The 17,368-nt window shown below is 66.0% G+C and carries 10 protein-coding genes; 9 read left to right on the top strand and 1 reads right to left on the bottom strand.

Annotation, left to right across the window (positions count from 1 at the left end; genetic code table 11):
• Nucleotide 1: 1 nt before the first annotated feature.
• The 6 genes from treS to treY are packed head-to-tail and all read left to right on the top strand — an operon-like array spanning nucleotide 2 to nucleotide 14,057.
• Complete coding sequence (gene treS, locus L2Y96_RS08820) at nucleotides 2–3,319, top strand: maltose alpha-D-glucosyltransferase (protein ID WP_247335806.1); 3,318 nt, start codon at nucleotides 2–4, stop codon at nucleotides 3,317–3,319.
• On the top strand, nucleotides 3,316–5,502 hold the full coding sequence (gene glgB, locus L2Y96_RS08825) for a 1,4-alpha-glucan branching protein GlgB (protein ID WP_425492592.1): 2,187 nt from the start codon (nucleotides 3,316–3,318) through the stop codon (nucleotides 5,500–5,502). Before treS ends, glgB begins: the two co-directional genes overlap by 4 nt.
• Before the next feature lie 11 nt (nucleotides 5,503–5,513).
• Nucleotides 5,514–7,622, top strand: coding sequence for a glycogen debranching protein GlgX (glgX, locus tag L2Y96_RS08830; RefSeq protein WP_247335808.1), 2,109 nt, complete (start codon nucleotides 5,514–5,516; stop codon nucleotides 7,620–7,622).
• Nucleotides 7,619–9,373, top strand: a complete 1,755-nt coding sequence (gene treZ, locus L2Y96_RS08835) for a malto-oligosyltrehalose trehalohydrolase (protein ID WP_247335810.1) — start codon at nucleotides 7,619–7,621, stop codon at nucleotides 9,371–9,373. The genes glgX and treZ overlap by 4 nt, the downstream gene beginning before the upstream one ends.
• 2 nt (nucleotides 9,374–9,375) lie before the next feature.
• Nucleotides 9,376–11,454: a 4-alpha-glucanotransferase gene (malQ, locus tag L2Y96_RS08840; protein WP_247335813.1), complete on the top strand. Its 2,079-nt coding sequence runs from the start codon at nucleotides 9,376–9,378 to the stop codon at nucleotides 11,452–11,454.
• Nucleotides 11,451–14,057: a malto-oligosyltrehalose synthase gene (gene treY / locus L2Y96_RS08845; RefSeq protein ID WP_247335816.1), complete on the top strand. Its 2,607-nt coding sequence runs from the start codon at nucleotides 11,451–11,453 to the stop codon at nucleotides 14,055–14,057. Before malQ ends, treY begins: the two co-directional genes overlap by 4 nt.
• A 13-nt stretch (nucleotides 14,058–14,070) precedes the next feature.
• On the opposite strand, the gene L2Y96_RS08850 is transcribed toward treY, so the two are convergent.
• Complete coding sequence (locus L2Y96_RS08850) at nucleotides 14,071–14,331, bottom strand: acyl-CoA-binding protein (protein WP_247335818.1); 261 nt, start codon at nucleotides 14,329–14,331, stop codon at nucleotides 14,071–14,073.
• Nucleotides 14,332–14,452: 121 nt separating this feature from the next.
• Here L2Y96_RS08850 and cmk point away from each other — a divergent pair, with 121 nt between their 5' ends.
• The 3 genes from cmk to L2Y96_RS08865 all read left to right on the top strand — a co-directional run bounded on the left by cmk (nucleotide 14,453) and on the right by L2Y96_RS08865 (nucleotide 17,364).
• Nucleotides 14,453–15,130 (top strand): (d)CMP kinase, encoded by a 678-nt coding sequence (gene cmk, locus L2Y96_RS08855; protein WP_247335820.1) that lies wholly within the window; start codon nucleotides 14,453–14,455, stop codon nucleotides 15,128–15,130.
• A gap of 175 nt (nucleotides 15,131–15,305) precedes the next feature.
• A complete protein-coding gene (gene rpsA / locus L2Y96_RS08860; RefSeq protein ID WP_247335822.1) occupies nucleotides 15,306–16,979 on the top strand; it encodes a 30S ribosomal protein S1 in 1,674 nt (557 codons plus the stop codon).
• Nucleotides 16,980–17,064: 85 nt separating this feature from the next.
• Nucleotides 17,065–17,364 carry an integration host factor subunit beta gene (locus tag L2Y96_RS08865; protein WP_247335824.1) on the top strand — a complete coding sequence of 100 codons (300 nt, stop codon included), beginning with the start codon at nucleotides 17,065–17,067 and terminating at the stop codon, nucleotides 17,362–17,364.
• The last annotated feature ends 4 nt before the right edge of the window (nucleotides 17,365–17,368 follow it).

Consider the following 17,368-nt stretch of genomic DNA (forward strand, 5'->3'; position numbering starts at 1 on the left):
CATGGCAACACGCGGCAAAGCACAGAAGCAGGCCAAGGCACCTGAGTTCAACAAGGATCCGCTCTGGTACAAGGACGCGATCATCTACCAGGTGCACCTGAAGTCGTACTTCGATTCCAACGATGACGGCGTGGGTGATTTCCAGGGCCTGATCGACAAGCTCGATTACATCGCGGACCTCGGCGTGAATACGCTGTGGCTGCTTCCGTTCTATCCCAGCCCGCGGCGCGACGATGGCTACGACATCGCCGAGTACAAGGCGGTTCACGAAGATTACGGCAAGCTCGGCGACGCCAGGCGCTTCATCGCCGAGGCGCACAAGCGCGGCCTGCGCGTGATCACCGAGCTGGTCATCAACCATACCAGTGACCAGCATCCGTGGTTCCAGCGTGCGCGCCACGCAAAGAAGGGCTCGGCGGCGCGCAACTTCTATGTCTGGTCGGACACCGACCAGGCTTACGACGGTACGCGCATCATCTTCCTGGACACCGAGAAGTCGAACTGGACCTGGGATCCGGTGGCCGGCCAGTACTTCTGGCATCGCTTCTTCTCGCACCAGCCCGACCTGAACTTCGATAACCCCGCCGTGTTGAAGGCGGTGATGGAAGTGATGCGCTTCTGGCTGGATATGGGCGTGGACGGCCTGCGCCTCGATGCCGTGCCGTACCTGATCGAGCGGGAAGGGACCAACAACGAAAACCTGCCCGAAACCCACGGCATCCTGAAGCTGATGCGGGCGGAGATCGACCAGCATTACCCGGATCGCATGCTGTTGGCCGAGGCGAACCAGTGGCCCGAAGACACTCAGGATTACTTCGGCGAGGGTGATGAATGCCACATGGCGTTCCACTTCCCGCTGATGCCGCGCATGTACATGGCCATCGCGCGTGAGGATCGCTTCCCTATCACCGACATCATGCGGCAGACCCCGGCGATCCCGGAAAACTGCCAGTGGGCGATCTTCCTGCGCAACCACGATGAGCTCACGCTCGAGATGGTGACCGATAACGAGCGCGACTACCTGTGGCAGACCTATGCCGCCGACCGCCGCGCCCGTATCAACCTGGGCATCCGCCGCCGCCTGGCGCCGCTGCTGGAGCGTGATCGCCGCCGCATCGAGCTCATGAACTCGTTGCTGCTCACCATGCCTGGCACGCCGGTGCTGTATTACGGCGACGAGATCGGCATGGGTGACAACATCCATCTCGGTGACCGCGACGGCGTGCGCACGCCCATGCAGTGGTCGGTCGACCGCAACGGCGGCTTCTCGCGCGCCGATCCAGCCAGCCTCGTGCTGCCGCCGATCATGGATCCGCTCTACGGTTTCCAGGCGATCAACGTGGAGGCCCAGCAGCGCGATCCGCATTCGCTGCTGAACTGGACGCGGCGCATGCTTTCCGTGCGCAACCGCTACAAGGCCTTCGGCCGCGGCACGCTCAAGTTCCTCTATCCCGGTAACCGCAAGGTGCTGGCCTACCTGCGCGAGTTCGGCGGTGAGCACGTGCTGTGCGTCGCCAATATGTCGCGTACGCTGCAGGCCGTGGAACTCGATCTCGCGGCGTTCGATGGGCAGGTGCCGGTCGACATCGTGGGCGGCACGTCGTTCCCACCGGTGGGGCAGCTGCCTTACCTGCTGACCGTGCCGCCGTATGGCTTCTACGCGTTCCAGCTCTGCCCGAACGCGCAGATGCCGGAATGGCACGAGGTGCCGGCCGAGCCGCTGCCCGACTACGAAACGCTCGTCGTCCGCGGTGCGCTGGTCGAGGGCCCCGTCATGGAGCACCACCGTGGCGTCATCGAGAAGCAGGTGCTGCCGGGCTATCTCGGCGTGCGCCGCTGGTTCGCCGCGAAGGATCGTGGGATCGAATCCGTCCATGTGCTCTATGCGGCGCCATGGCCCGATCGCGGCGACGACCTGATCCTGACCGAGGTGGAAGCGACCCTCGCCGATGGCGGCAAGGAGCGTTACAGCCTGCCGGTGGGTATCGCCTGGGAAGACGACAGCCCCCTGGCCCGCGCGCAGCAGCTGGCGCTGGCTCGCGTGCGCCGCGGCCGCCGCATCGGTTTGCTTACCGATGGCTTCTCGCTACCTGAGTTCGCCTCGGGGCTGTTGATCGGCCTGCGTAACAGCACCGAGATCCCGGTGAATGGCGGGACCGTGCGTTTCGAGAAGACGGCCGTGTTCGACGAGACCGAATTCGATACCGGCATCGAAAGCCGCTGGCTGGCCGGTGAGCAATCGAACAGTTCGATGATCCTGCATGACGCGGGTGTGCTGAAGCTGTTCCGCCGCACGTCCGCGGGGATCAATCCGGAAGTGGAGATGAGCCGCTTCCTTACCGAGCATGGCTACGCGAATACCGCGCCGTTGCTGGGTGAGGTGGTGCGCGAAGGCGAGCATGGTGAGCGCACGACGCTGGCCGTGCTGCAGGGTTTCCTGCGCAACCAGGGCGACGCCTGGCGCTGGACGCTGGATTTCCTGCGCCGTAGCTACGACGAGTTCAGCCACTCGGTGGATGACGATCGCAAGGCGGAAATCGAGGGCGGCTACGATGCGTTTGCCGCGGCCGTGGGCACCCGGCTGGGTGAACTGCATGCCTTGCTGGCCACACCTTCCGGGTTGCCAGCGTTCGATCCCGAGAGCGCAAGCGCGGCGGCTGCCGATGGCTGGCGCGACGGCGTTCGCGCCCAGGTCGGGCGTGCGCTGCTTGCCGTCGATAACGTCGCCGAGATGCCGGACAGCCTGCGCAGCGATATCGAAGCGCTGCGTGGCCTGGCTGGCGCGCTCGACGACCGCATCGGCCGCCTGGCCAAGGCGGGCCCCGGCGCGGTGCTCACCCGGATGCACGGCGATTTCCACCTCGGCCAGATCCTGGTCGTGCAGGATGACGCGTACATCATCGACTTCGAGGGCGAGCCGGCACGGAGCCTGGAAGAGCGCCGCGCGAAGGGTACGCCGTTGCGCGACGTAGCCGGTTTCCTGCGCTCGCTCGATTACGCGGCCGCCATGGCACGCCGCGGTGAAGACGGCTTCGCGCCGGTGGAAGACCCCGGCTTCGGCGAATACCTCGCTGACTTCCGCGAGCGCGCGTCGCGCGTGTTCCTGCAGGCCTATCGCGATGTGCTCGATGCCGCGCCGTCGCGCTGGGTGAGTGCCGAGGCGCTCGCACCGCTGATCGAGTTGTTCGTGATCGAGAAGGCGGCTTACGAAGTGAATTACGAGGCGGCCAACCGCCCGGGCTGGCTGGATGTGCCGCTACGCGGCCTGCTGCATGCCGCCCAGGGCGACACCGCCACGGAACTCGAGGAGGATACGTGATCGATCCACGCACCCATGGCCTGGCCGATCGTGCCGCCGTTGACGCACTCGTCGAAGGGCGTCACGGCGATCCCTTCGCGTTGCTGGGCCCGCATGACGTCGATGGCCGGCGTAGCGTGCGCACCCTGCAACCGGGCGCGCTCGGCGTCGAGGCCATCGATGCGGATGGACGCGTGCTCGCCGAGCTGCACAAGGTGCACGACGGCGGCCTGTTCGCCGGCTTTGTCGATGGCAGCGTGCCATACCGCCTGCGCGTCCGCTGGCCGGCGGCGGCGCACGACATGCACGACCCTTACGGCGTCGGCATGCTGCTGGGCGAGGACGACCTTGGCCGCCTGTCGGATGGCACGCATATCGAGCTGTTCCGCTGCCTGGGCGCGCACCCCATCGATGTGGATGGCGTGCACGGCGTACGCTTCGCGGTATGGGCACCCAACGCACAGCGCGTAAGCGTTGTCGGCGACTTCAATAGCTGGGATGGCCGGCGCCATCCCATGCGCAAGCGTGTTCCGGCCGGCGTGTGGGAACTGTTCGTTCCCGGCCTGCTGCCGGGTGCGCGCTACAAGTACGAGGTGTGGGGCGCCGATGGCTCGTTGACCCAGCGAGCCGACCCGGTCGCGCTCGCGGCCGAGCTGCCGCCCGCGACGGCGTCGATCGTTGCCGACCCCCAGGCCTTTCGCTGGACCGACGATGAGTGGCTGCGCAAGCGCGGCGCGCTGCATCACGCGGGTTCACCGATTTCGATCTACGAGCTGCACCCGGGCTCGTGGCTGCGCGGCAAGGATGGCGCGGACCTGCACTGGGACGAGATCGGCGAGCGCCTGATCCCCTATGTGGCCGGCATGGGCTTTTCGCATATCGAGTTGTTACCGGTCTCGGAGCACCCGTTTGGCGGGTCGTGGGGCTACCAGCCACTAGGTCAGTTCGCGCCCACGTCGCGCTTCGGTACGCCCGAAGCGTTTGCTCGCTTCGTCGATCGCTGCCATGAAGCCGGCGTTGGCGTCATCGTCGACTGGGTGCCTGCGCATTTCCCGACCGATATCCATGGCCTCGCGCACTTCGATGGCACGCCACTCTACGAACACGCCGACCCGCGCGAAGGCTTCCACCAGGACTGGAACACGCTGATCTACAACCTCGGCCGCAACGAGGTGTCGGCGTTCCTGATCGCCAGCGCGCTGGCGTGGCTGGAGCGTTTCCATATCGACGGCCTGCGCGTTGATGCCGTGGCCTCGATGCTCTACCGCGACTATTCGCGCAAGCACGGCGAGTGGGTGCCCAACGTCCACGGTGGTCGCGAAAACCTGGAATCGATCGCGTTCCTGCGCCGGGTGAACCAGCTTGTTGCCGAGCGCCACCCGGATTGCATGACCATCGCCGAGGAATCCACGGCGTGGCCCGGCGTGACCAGGCCGGTGGGCGAGGGCGGTCTGGGCTTCACCTTCAAGTGGAACATGGGCTGGATGCACGACTCGCTCGAGTACATGTCGCGCGACCCGATCCACCGCCGCTGGCACCACGGCGAGATGACCTTCAGCATGATCTACGCGTACTCGGAGAAGTACGTCCTGCCGCTGTCCCACGATGAAGTGGTGCACGGCAAGCGATCGCTGCTTGGCCGCATGCCGGGCGATGAGTGGCAGCGCTTCGCCAACCTGCGCGCCTATTACGGTTTCATGTGGGGCCACCCCGGGAAGAAACTGCTGTTCACCGGTGGCGAGATCGCCCAGCCGCACGAGTGGAACCATGATGCGCAGATCGCCTGGGAACTGCTGGATGCGCCGCTGCATCTCGGCATGCAGAAGCTGGTGCGCGATCTCAATCGCTTCTTTGGTTCCACGCCAGCCCTGCATGCGTGGGATACCGACCCGCGTGGCTTCCGCTGGGTGATCGGCGACGACGCCGACCAGAGCGTGTTTGCGTGGTTGCGCATCGCTGAGCACGGCCGCCCCGTGCTGGTCATAAGCAACATGACCCCGTCGCCGAAGCACAGCTTCCGCATTGGCGTACCCGAAGGCGGCCGCTGGCGCGAGGCGATCAATACCGATGCCAGCGAGTACGGTGGATCAGGCGTGGGCAACGAAGGGGAGCGCCATGCGCAGGATGTGCCCGCCCACGGCTTTGATCGCTCGCTGGTCCTAAGCCTGCCACCGCTTGCCACGCTGATGTTCGTGGCTGATTGACGAGGAACGCGATGCCCGCACTACCCGAACGTATGCAATCCGGATCGCCGTATCCGCTGGGCGCCACGTGCGATGGCATGGGAACGAACTTCGCCGTGTTCTCCGCCCACGCGGAACGCATGGAGCTCTGCCTGTTCGACCCTTCCGGTAAGCGTGAGATCGCCCGTTACGACCTGCCTGAGTGCACCGACGAGGTCTGGCACGGTTACCTGCCGCGCGTCCGTGGCGGCGCACTTTATGGATTCCGCGCCCATGGCCCCTACGCGCCGGAAGAGGGCCACCGGTTCAACCCGAACAAGCTGCTCCTGGATCCCTACGCGCGGCTGCTGCACGGCCAGGTGCGCTGGTCCGATGCCTTGCACGGCTACCGCGTGGCCTCCCCGCGAGCCGATCTCTCGTTCGACCGCCGCGATAGCGCGGCGGCGATGCCCAAGGCCGTGGTGGTCGATGAGCCCATGCACTGGACCCAGGGCAACCGGCCGCATACGCCGTGGAACGAAACGGTGGTGTACGAGACCCACCTGAAGGGCTTTACCCGCAACCTCAAGCGCATCCGCCAGCATGAGCGCGGCACCTTCATCGCGCTGGCCGACCCGTATGTCATCGATTACCTGGTCAAGCTCGGCGTCACCGCAGTGGAACTGCTTCCGGTGCACGCGTTCCTGCAGGATCGCCGGCTCACTGAAATGAAGCTGCGTAACTACTGGGGCTACAACACGCTGGCATTCTTCGCCCCGGAGCCGGCCTACCTCGCGGAGGGTGCGCTCAACGAGATTCGTGCCGCGGTGCAGGCGCTGCACGCGGCGGGCATCGAGGTGATCCTCGACGTGGTCTACAACCACACCTGCGAGGGGAGCGAGCTGGGCACGACCATGTCGTTCCGCGGCCTCGATAACGCGAGCTACTACCGGCTCATGCCGGATAACCCGCGCTACTGCATCAACGACACCGGCACCGGAAATACCGTGAATACCGCGCACCCGCGGGTGCTCCAGCTGGTGATGGATTCGCTGCGCTATTGGACGAATACGTTCCACGTGGACGGCTTCCGCTTTGACCTTGGCGTAAGCCTGGGTCGCGAGGAAAACGGGTTCGACCCGAACTGCGGCCTGTTCGATGCCATGCGCCAGGATCCGGTGCTCGCCAATGTGAAGCTGATCTCCGAGCCCTGGGATATTGGCCCGGGCGGCTACCAGCTGGGCAACCATCCGCCAGGTTTCGCGGAGTGGAACGGCAAGTTCCGCGATGACGTGCGCAAGTTCTGGAAGGGCGATTCGAACATGCGCGGCATTTTGGCCGGAAGGCTACAGGCGTCGGGCGAGCTGTTCGATCACCAGCGGCGCAAGCCGTGGGCGTCGGTGAACTTCCTCACCGCGCATGATGGCTTCACGCTGGAAGACCTGGTCAGCTACAACGATAAGCACAACATGGCCAACGGCGAGGAGAACCGCGACGGCGGCAATGACAACGAAAGTTATAACTACGGCGTGGAAGGCCCGACCGACGATCCGGCGATCCGGCTGGCGCGTGACCGGGTGAAGCGCGCGATGCTGTCCACGATGTTTTTTTCGCATGGCACGCCGATGCTTCTGGGTGGCGATGAGTTTGGCCGCACGCAGGATGGCAACAATAATGCGTACTGCCAGGATAACGAGCTTTCGTGGTTCGACTGGAAGCTGGCGACCTCCGAGCGGGGCAAGGATCTGACCGACTTCGTCGGCCGCCTCGTCCGCCTGCGTGAGCAACACCCGACCTTGCGCGCTGCGCACTTCCTGCGCGGCGATACCGACGTGCTGCCGGGCATCCGGGAGGTTGCGTGGTTCGACGAGAGCGGTGCGGAGATGACCCAGGAGACCTGGGGCTACACCGAAGGGCGCCTGCTCGCGCTGCGCCGGGCCCAGTCCTATGGCGAGAAACGCGCGGACGTGACCCTGGTCATGATCAACGCGACGCCCGAAATGCATGTCTTCCACCTGCCGCAGCCGGGTGTCGCCTGGCGCCGGCGCTGCAACAGTGCTGAGCCGAACGCGGCCGAAGCGGCCTGGACCGAGCCGACGATCGAGGTGGAAGGGCGTAGCGTGGTGCTGCTTGCCGCGACGGCGAGGGTGGAGCCTGCATGAGCGCACGTTTCGCCCACGCGATGCCGTACGGTGCGCGCCTCATGGGCGATGGGAGCACGCGCTTCCGCCTGTGGGCACCCGATGTGGAGGCGGTGACGCTGGAGTGCGAGGACGGGCATACCGCGGCGATGCGTGCGTTGGATGACGGCTGGTTCGAATGCATCTGCCCGCGCGGCGTGGGTTGTGCGTATCGCTTCCGCCTGGGCGAGGAGCTCGCCGTGCCCGACCCGGCTTCGCGGCAGCAGCGCGGAGGCGATGTCCACGGCTTCAGCGTGGTGGTGGACCCTTCCGCTTACGCATGGAAAAACGACGGATGGCAAGGCCGGCCCTGGCGCGAGACCGTGTTGTACGAACTGCATGTGGGTGCCCTGGGTGGCTTCGCCGGCGTCGAAGCGCTGCTGCCTCAGCTCGCCGGGCTGGGCGTGACCGCCGTGGAGCTGATGCCGGTCGCCGAGTTCGCAGGTGCACGCAACTGGGGTTACGACGGCGTGCTGCCGTATGCACCCGCGGCCGCCTATGGCACGCCGGACGAACTGAAGTCGCTCGTCGATACGGCACATGGGCTGGGCCTCATGGTGTTCCTTGACGTGGTCTATAACCACTTCGGCCCCGAGGGCAATTACCTGCACGCCTATGCGTCGGGCTTCTTCGACCAGGCTGCCGACACCCCGTGGGGTTCGGCGATCGGCGTCTCCACGCCGCAGGTCGGCGATTTCTTCGTGCACAACGCGCTGTACTGGATCGACGAGTTCCAGGTCGACGGCCTGCGTTTCGACGCCGTGCATGCCATCGGCAATCCGGGCTGGCTCTCGGCGTTGGCGGCACGGGTGCATGCGGCGGTGGGGAATCGACGTCATGTCCATCTGGTGCTCGAGAATGAAGCGAACCAGGCGGGCCTGCTCGGCCGCGGCCGTTTCGATGCCCAATGGAATGACGATTTCCACAACGCACTGCATGTGCTTCTGACGGGTGAGAACGAAGGCTATTACGCGCACTACGCGGATGCGCCGATGGCGAAGTTGCTGCGCTCGTTGCGCGAAGGCTTCGCATTCCAGGGTGAGGCGTTCGCGGGCCGCCGGCGCGGGGAGCCCAGTGGGCACCTGCCGCCCTCGCGCTTCGTGAACTTCCTGCAGAACCACGACCAGATCGGCAACCGCGCCTTTGGCGACCGGCTCACGTCGCTGCTCGAACCGGCGCAGATCGAGGCAGCGCTTGTGCTGTTGTTGCTCGCACCGTTCGTCCCGATGCTCTTCATGGGCGAGGAGTGGGGTAGCCGCACGCCTTTCCAGTTCTTCACCGATTTTCCCGACGAAGCCCTGCGCACGGCCGTGCGCGAAGGGCGGCGCAAGGAGTTCGCGGCGTTCACGCACTTCGGCGGGGATGCGATCCCGGATCCGGGTGCGGAGGAGACCTTCCTCGGCTCAACCCCTGAACGCGACGCGGAGTTGGGCGATGCGCGGCACGCCCTGGTCAAGCGGCTGATCACCCTGCGCGCAAAGCACATCGCGCCGCATATCGATACCGCCACCACCAAGGGTGCCGATGCGCTCGGTGACAGGGCCCTTGTCGCTCGCTGGGCGCTGGGCGGCGGCACGTTGTCGCTCTTCGTGAACCTGGGCGATGCCGATGTGCCCATCGAGCCGCCACCTTCGCCGGCCGCCGCCTGGCTGCATGGCGATGCCGCCGATATCGCTTCCCTCGCGCGCGGGCTGTTGCCGGCGCGCCGTGCCCTTGCCTGCCTGGAGTCCTGACCGTGAACGCCCCCCTCGACGATCGTCTCGCACAGCTGGCCGAACAAGCGGGCGTGGATGTGCATTGGCGCGATGCGCTGGATCGTCCCCAGACGGTGCCCGAGGACACCTTGCGCGCGGTACTGCGCGCCCTCGGCTTGCCGGCAGACAACGCCGATGATGTGGAAGAAAGCTTGCAACGCATTGCCCAGGAGCGCTCGGGCAGCGTCCTGCCTCGGATGATTACGGCGGATATCGGCACCCCCATCGACCTGCCGCCCGCGCCACGGGGCAGGGCGTGGAAACTGCTCGGTGAGGGCGATGTGCTTATCGGCGAGGGCGAACTGCCCTCGAGCGAGACGCGGATCCCCGGGCCCGCCAAGCCGGGCTACTACACCCTGTTCCTCGACGATGCCGAGGTCGCGGTGGCCGTGGCGCCGCCGCGCGCGTTCAGCGTCGCGGACATTGAAGGTGCGCGCCGCCCCTGGGGCATGGCCGTCCAGGTCTCTGGCTTGCGCCGGCCGGGTGACGGCGGCATCGGCGATTTCACCGCGCTATCGCTATGCGCCCGTGCCTCGGCGGAGAAGGGCGCCGATGCGCTGGCGATCAGTCCGGTGCACGCCTTGTTCGCAGCGGCACCGGAACGGTACAGCCCTTATGCGCCATCGAGCAGGCTGTTCCTCAACGGCTTGTATATCGATCCGGTGCAGACCAGCGGCGAGCCCACCGTACGTGCCGTGATCGATACGCACAACCTGCGCCAGGAGCTGGCGGAACTGGAGTGGCTCGAGCTGATCGACTGGCCGCGCGCAGCGCGTGCGCGCATGACGATCCTGCGCTCGGTGTATGAGTGGGCTTCCGTCGACCTGGCCCATGCCGATCGCTTTGCGGCGTTCCGCCGCGAACACGGCGAAGCGCTCGAGCGGCACGCCCGCTTCGAAGCCTTGCATGCCGATTTCACCGCGCATGGCCGGCCGGGCGGCTGGCAAGGCTGGCCTGCCGGGTTCCATGACCCGGCGAGCCCGGAGGTAGCCTCGTTCGCCCGCGAACATGCGCGCGAAGTGGGCTTCCACGCCTGGCTGCAGTGGCTGGCGGCGCAAGGCTTGTCGGGCGCGCAGAAAGCGGCACGCGATGCGGGCATGAAGATCGGACTCATCGCCGACCTCGCCGTGGGCGCGGACTCCGGCGGTAGCCATGCCTGGGCTCATCAGGCCGAGGTCCTGAAGGGGCTTTCCGTGGGCGCGCCGCCCGATGCGCTGAACCGGCTCGGCCAGGATTGGGGTCTCACCACGTTCTCGCCGCGCGGTTTGCGTGAGACCGGCTTCCGCGGCTTTATCGGCATGCTGCGTGCCGCGCTGGCCTATGCAGGCGGTGTGCGCATCGACCATATCCTCGGCCTGAAGCGCCTGTGGATGGTGCCGCATGGCGCCGGTGCCACCGAGGGCGCGTACGTGCGCTACCCGCTGCAGGACTTGCTGCGTCTGATCGCGCTGGAGAGCCACCTGCATCGCGCGGTCATCATCGGCGAAGATCTCGGCACCGTGCCGGCCGACTTCCGCCAGGCGATCGGCGAGAAGTGCGTGCTCGGTATCCGCGTGTTGTGGTTTGAGCGCGCCGCGGACGGCGGCTTCGTGTCGCCACGCGAGTGGTCGAACACCGCGATGGCGACGACCAGTACCCACGATGTGCCGACGGTCGCTGGCTGGTGGAGTGGCCGCGATATCGAATGGCGCAAGCGTACCGGCCTCGATGATCCTTCCATCGACGAGGCGGCCCAGCGTGACGTGGACCGCCATCGGCTATGGAGTGCGATGTACGCATCGAACTCTGCGTATAACGAGGAAGCACCGCCCGCGCCAGATGACATCTCGCCGGTCGTCGTGGCGGCCGCGAAGCACGTGTCGCAGGCACCCGCGCCCATCGCCATCTTCCCCGTGGAAGATGTGCTGGGCTTGCACGAGCAGCCCAACCTCCCGGGTCCGACGGATGCCGTGCACCCGAACTGGCGGCGGCGCATGCCTGATTCATCATCACGGCTGTTCGATGGCCCTATCGCCCACGCCGTCAGTGCGGCCATCGACCAGACCCGGAACCGGACGTGAGCCCGCCGCGGTCGCTAGCCCGCCTGCAGTTCCATGCGGGCTTCACGCTCGACGACGCGGTGGCGGTTGTGGGCTACTACGCGCGGATGGGCGTAAGCCATCTGTACACCTCGCCGATCCTGCGCGCGCGGCGCGGTTCCACCCATGGCTACGACGTGGTGGATTGCAATGAAGTGAATCCCGAGATCGGCGGTGAGGTAGCGCTGCGTCGCCTCGTGGCCGCACTGCGCGAGCATGGCATGGGCATCATCATCGATATCGTGCCGAACCACATGGGCGTGGGCAGCGAAAACGCCTGGTGGATGGATGTGCTGCGGCACGGCCGTGATAGCCGCTACGCCGGCCATTTCGACATCGACTGGCTCGCGCCCGATCCGCTCGTGCGCGGCCGTGTCCTGCTGCCGATCCTTGGTGACGGCTACGATCTCGTGTTGCACCAGGGGCATCTGCGCGTGGGCAGGCGCGACGGTGGTTGGGTACTGCGCCTATACGACGACTACCTGCCTCTATCGCCGGCTTCGGTGGCGGCACTCGCGGACGATGCGGAGCACACGCATGATCCGCGAACCGACGAGGGCAGGGCGCGCCTGCATGCGCTTATCGAGAAGCAGCACTATCGCCTTGCGTTCTGGAAGCTCGCCAGCGACATGGTGAACTATCGCCGCTTCTTCGATATCAACGAGCTTGCCGGCATGCGGATCGAGCGGACCGCGGTCTTCGAAGACACGCACCGCACGATCTTCCGCCTGTACGCCGAAGGCCTGATCGACGGCGTTCGCTGTGACCACGTCGATGGCCTTGCCGATCCCCGCCGTTATTGCCGCCAGCTGCGCCATCGTCTCGAGCGCTTGCGTCCGCAACGGCCGGCAGGTTCACCGCGCGATGGCGCCTATCTCGTGGTGGAGAAGATCCTTGCCGAGGATGAGGTGCTGCGCGCCGACTGGCGAACGGACGGCACGACCGGGTACGAATTCATGGACCAGGTCTCGGCCCTGCTGCATGACGAACGGGGCGAGGCGCCGCTCACCGAACTGTGGCGCAAGCTCACTGGGGATGCGGCGGATTTCGCCACGCAAGCGGTGCGTGCGCGGCGCCAGATTCTTGTCGATAGCTTCGAGGCCGAACTGGACCGAACGGCGCGCGCGCTCTTCGCGGCTGCGCGCGCCGACATTGCCACGCGGGATGTGTCGCAAGCAGCCATCCGCCGCGTGCTGGTCGAGCTGCTTGTGCACTTTCCCGTGTACCGCACGTACGCGGGCGGCGCAGGGCGCGATGCGTTCGATGAGGCGGTATTCGCGCGTGCGGTGGAAGGCGCCTTGCGCACGTTGCGTGTCGAAGACGCCGAATTGCTGCATCTCGTGTCGCGCTGGCTGGGTGGTGATGCGCCGCGCCTGTTGCCGCCGGGCACCGTTCGCCGGGCGCGTGAGCGCGCCATCGCGGTATTCCAGCAGGCGACCTCGCCGGTGGCTGCCAAGGCGGTCGAAGATACGGCGGGCTATCGCTATGGGCGTTTGCTTTCGCGCAACGAGGTCGGCGTCGATGCCGCCCGGCTGGCGATATCGCCCGAGTTGTTCCATGCGCATTGCGCGGAACGCCACGCGCGCTTTCCGCACGCGCTGCTGGCCACGGCCACGCATGACCACAAGCGTGGTGAAGACCTGCGCGCGCGGCTCGCGGTGCTTTCCGAGGTGGCCGAGCGCTGGGTGATCACCGTGGAACGCTGGCGCACGCGCCACGAGGGCCTGCGCCAGCGCGCCGAAGGCCGCATGGCACCCTCCGCGTCCGACGAGGTGATGCTTTACCAGATGCTGGTTGGCGCGTGGCCGTTGGGTCTGGCGCCGGATGACGATGACGGCATCGAGCGGTTCGCCACGCGGATCGCGGCCTGGCAGCGCAAGGCCCTGCGCGAGGCCAAGCGCTGGACTCGCTGGACGTCGCCGAACGAACCCTACGAGGACGCTTGCGAGGATTTTCTCCGCGCCATGCTCTCGGCTGGTGCGGCGGAAGAGTTGCAGGCGTTCGCCGAGTACATCGCGACCCCGGGGGCGGCCAACGGACTGGCCCAGGCGGTGCTCAGGCTAACGACCCCGGGCGTGCCCGATCTGTACCAGGGCACCGAGTACTGGGATTTCAGCCTCGTGGACCCGGATAACCGGCGGCCGGTGGATTTCCTCGCGCGCTCGGCGTCCCTCGAGCGCGAGCCGTCCCCCGTGGAAGCCTTGTGCGCCTGGCGGGACGGGGCCCTGAAGCAGGCGGTGATCATGCGCTTGCTATGTGCCCGCAAGAGCCACCCCGAGCTGTTCGCCCGCGGTACCTATCGCGTCCTGGAGGCATCCGGCCCGGCGGCCGGGAAGATCGTGGCCTTTATCCGCGAACATCGCGGCCAGCGGCTGGTGGTCGCCGTGGGGCGGCACCTGGCGCCCTGGCTGGCCGGCCTGTCGGCGCCTGCCATCCCTGCCGAGCGTTGGGAGGGGACCCATCTGGACCTCCCTTCGGGCCGCTGGGCCAGCCTGCTGGACATTGGCAAGGGGGAAGGGGGCAGCGTGCCGGTCGCCGAACTCTTCGGCGAGCTGCCCGTCGCCGCCTGGCTTTCCTCGAAATAGCGACGCGCAGCGCTTAGCCGCCCAGGTCACGGACCAGCTTGATGTAGTCGCGCATGGCTTGCTCGCGCGTCGTACCGGTTAGCCTGGCCCAGGCCTCGTACTTGGCGGTGCCGACAAAATCGAAAAAGCCCGGCTTACGGCCGTGGACATCGCCCTCGGCGCCCTGCTTGTAGAGGGCATAGAGTCGCAGGAGGGTGTCGTTGTCCGGCCGGTGGCCAAGCCGGGTGATGTCCAGCGATGCCTGTTCGAACTGGCTCTGGAGATCGTCAGGCATACGAGCGCGCTTGCGTGGTGCGGGATGTTGGGGGCTTGTAGCACGCGTGCCGGACACTGTCTATCGGGCGATGGCGCGGCGCCGCTCAGGTATCATGCCGGTTTCGCGACCGAGGTATCCCATGGCCCCCACGCCCGTCCCCGTCCTCACCATCGACGGCCCCTCGGGCTCCGGCAAGGGCACCATCAGCCGCCTTGTGGCCGAGAAGCTGGGTTGGCGGATGCTCGATTCGGGCGCGCTGTACCGCGCCGTGGGCTATGCCGCGGGCGCCGAGGGCATCGATCTGTCGGATGAGGCCGCGGTCACCCGCTGCGCCCAGCACATCAAGATCCGGTTCCAGGCCAGTCCCGATGGCGGTGAGACCCATGTGCTCGTGAACGGCCACGACGCCACCGACGAACTACGCACGGAAACGGCAGGTGCGGCCGCCTCGGCCATCGCCGTGATCCCCGCGGTCCGCCAGGCCCTGGTCGACCTCCAGCTGGCTTTCCGCAAGGCTCCGGGGCTGGTGGCCGACGGCCGGGACATGGGCACCGTCATTTTTCCGGACGCCCCCTTCAAGGTGTTCCTGACCGCCAGCGCCTCCGAGCGCGCGAAAAGGCGCTATAAGCAGTTGAAGGATAAGGGGCTCAGCGTTACACTTGCAGGCCTGCAACGGGAAATCGAGGCACGCGACGCGAGAGATGCGTCCCGGCCGGTCGCCCCGTTGAAGCCCGCCGAGGGCGCTGTCGTCATTGATACGACCGGCATGCCCATCGAGGTGGTGGTGGCAAAAGTATTCGCTGTGGTGCGTCCGTAAGGGCGCATTCGGCACATCGCCCACGCAGTTGCGCGTGGGTTATTGGCAACGGTGCCCGGGGGCGCCATGTATGTGAGCCCCTCCGTAAGCACCCACAACCGGTGGGTCCCCCGTCCGCTCGCGTCACTGATGAACGCCTGCGCCGGGTACGGCCTTTCATAACCCTGGAATCAACATGACTGAAAGTTTTGCCGAACTGTTTGAACAAAGCCAGCAGGCTATTTCGAAGCTGAAGCCCGGCTCGATCGTCACCGGTATCGTTGTGGAAATCCGCAACGACGTCGTGGTGATCAACGCTGGCCTCAAGAGCGAAGGCATTGTTCCGATCGAGCAGTTCAAGGACGAGAACGGCGCCCTCGAAGTAGAGGTTGGTGACGAAGTCAAGGTCGCGCTCGACGCGCTCGAAGACGGCTTCGGCGAGACCAAGCTCTCCCGCGAGAAGGCCAAGCGTTCGATGGTGTGGGACGACCTCGAGCAGGCGTTCGACAAGGAAGAGACCATCACCGGCAAGATCTCCGGCAAGGTCAAGGGCGGCTTCACGGTCGATATCAAGGATGTCCGCGCGTTCCTGCCGGGCTCCCTCGTCGACGTGCGTCCGGTCCGTGACCCGGTCTACCTCGAGGGCAAGGACCTCGAGTTCAAGATCATCAAGCTCGACCGCAAGCGTAACAACGTGGTTGTCAGCCGTCGCGCCGTCGTCGAGACCGAGTTCTCCGAAGAGCGCGAGAAGCTGCTCGAGCGCCTCACCGAGGGCGCGGTCGTCAAGGGTGTGGTCAAGAACCTCACCGATTACGGCGCGTTCGTCGACCTCGGCGGCATCGATGGCCTGCTGCACATCACGGATATGGCGTGGAAGCGCGTCCGTCACCCGTCGGAAGTCGTCAATGTCGGCGACGAGCTCGACGTCCGCGTGCTGAAGTACGACCGCGAGCGCAACCGCGTTTCGCTCGGCCTGAAGCAGCTCGGCGACGATCCGTGGGTTGCCATCGCCCGTCGTTACCCGGTCGGTAGCCGTCTGTTCGGCAAGGTCTCCAACGTCACCGATTACGGTTGCTTCGTTGAGATCGAGCCGGGCGTCGAAGGCCTGGTGCACGTCTCCGAAATGGATTGGACCAACAAGAACGTCAACCCGGCCAAGGTGGTTCAGGTCGGTGACGAGACCGAGGTCATGGTCCTGGACGTGGATGAAGAGCGTCGCCGCATCTCGCTGGGTATCAAGCAGACCCGCTCGAACCCGTGGGAAGCTTTCGCCGCCATGCACAAGAAGGGCGACAAGGTCTCCGGCCAGATCAAGTCGATCACCGACTTCGGCATCTTCATCGGCCTCGAAGGCGGTATCGATGGTCTCGTCCACCTGTCCGACATCTCGTGGCAGGCCTCGGGTGAAGACCTCGTCCGTAACTTCAAGAAGGGCGACGAAGTCGAAGCCGTCGTGCTCGCCGTTGATCCGGAGCGTGAGCGCATCTCGCTCGGCATCAAGCAGATGGAGCAGGATCCGTTCGGCCAGTTCATGGCCACGAACCCGCGCGGCACGGTCCTGACCGGTACGGTCAAGGAAGTGGACGCCAAGGGTGCGCTGGTTGACCTGGGCGAAGGCGTCGAGGGCTACATCCGCGCGAACGACATCGCCAAGGAACGCGTTGACGATGCCACCCTGCACCTCAAGGTGGGTGACGCTGTCGAAGCGAAGTTCACGGGCATGGATCGCAAGGGCCGTCAGCTGCAGCTGTCGATCCGCGCGAAGGACGAGGAAGAGCTGGCCGATACCATGGCCGACTACCAGTCCGCTGCCGGTGGTACGACGAAGCTTGGCGCGCTCCTCAAGGAGCAGTTGAACAAGGCCGACTAAAGTCGGAGCGAGGGGCGGGTAACCCGCCCCTCGTTTTGTTGTAACCTGTTGTTTGCGTCAGCTTTATCGAAGAACCAGGGGACCCATGACCAAGTCGGAACTGATCGAGGCGCTGGCGCGGCGCCAGACCCACCTTGCCTTCAGCGATGTGGAACTTGCCGTCAAGAGCGTGCTCGAACAGATGAGCCATGCCCTGTCCACGGGCGAGCGCATCGAGATCCGCGGCTTCGGCAGCTTTGCGCTGCATTTCCGCCCGCCGCGCATGGGGCGCAACCCCAAGACCGGTGAGGCGGTAGCCCTGCCGGGCAAGCACGTGCCACATTTCAAGCCGGGCAAAGAGCTACGCGAACGCGTAAATCTCGCCCTCGAAGACGCCGCTTCCTAAGCGG

This window comes from Luteibacter aegosomaticola (genome assembly GCF_023078475.1).
GTDB lineage: Bacteria > Pseudomonadota > Gammaproteobacteria > Xanthomonadales > Rhodanobacteraceae > Luteibacter > Luteibacter aegosomaticola.

What these genes read in the sequence shown, in the direction of transcription:
- L2Y96_RS08850 (WP_247335818.1), bottom strand. Translation starts at nt 14,331, where the DNA reads ATGCCTGACGATCTCCAGAGCCAGTTCGAACAGGCATCGCTGGACATC.
- rpsA (WP_247335822.1), top strand. Translation starts at nt 15,306, where the DNA reads ATGACTGAAAGTTTTGCCGAACTGTTTGAACAAAGCCAGCAGGCTATT.
- L2Y96_RS08865 (WP_247335824.1), top strand. Translation starts at nt 17,065, where the DNA reads ATGACCAAGTCGGAACTGATCGAGGCGCTGGCGCGGCGCCAGACCCAC.
- treS (WP_247335806.1), top strand. Translation starts at nt 2, where the DNA reads ATGGCAACACGCGGCAAAGCACAGAAGCAGGCCAAGGCACCTGAGTTC.
- glgX (WP_247335808.1), top strand. Translation starts at nt 5,514, where the DNA reads ATGCCCGCACTACCCGAACGTATGCAATCCGGATCGCCGTATCCGCTG.
- cmk (WP_247335820.1), top strand. Translation starts at nt 14,453, where the DNA reads ATGGCCCCCACGCCCGTCCCCGTCCTCACCATCGACGGCCCCTCGGGC.
- treZ (WP_247335810.1), top strand. Translation starts at nt 7,619, where the DNA reads ATGAGCGCACGTTTCGCCCACGCGATGCCGTACGGTGCGCGCCTCATG.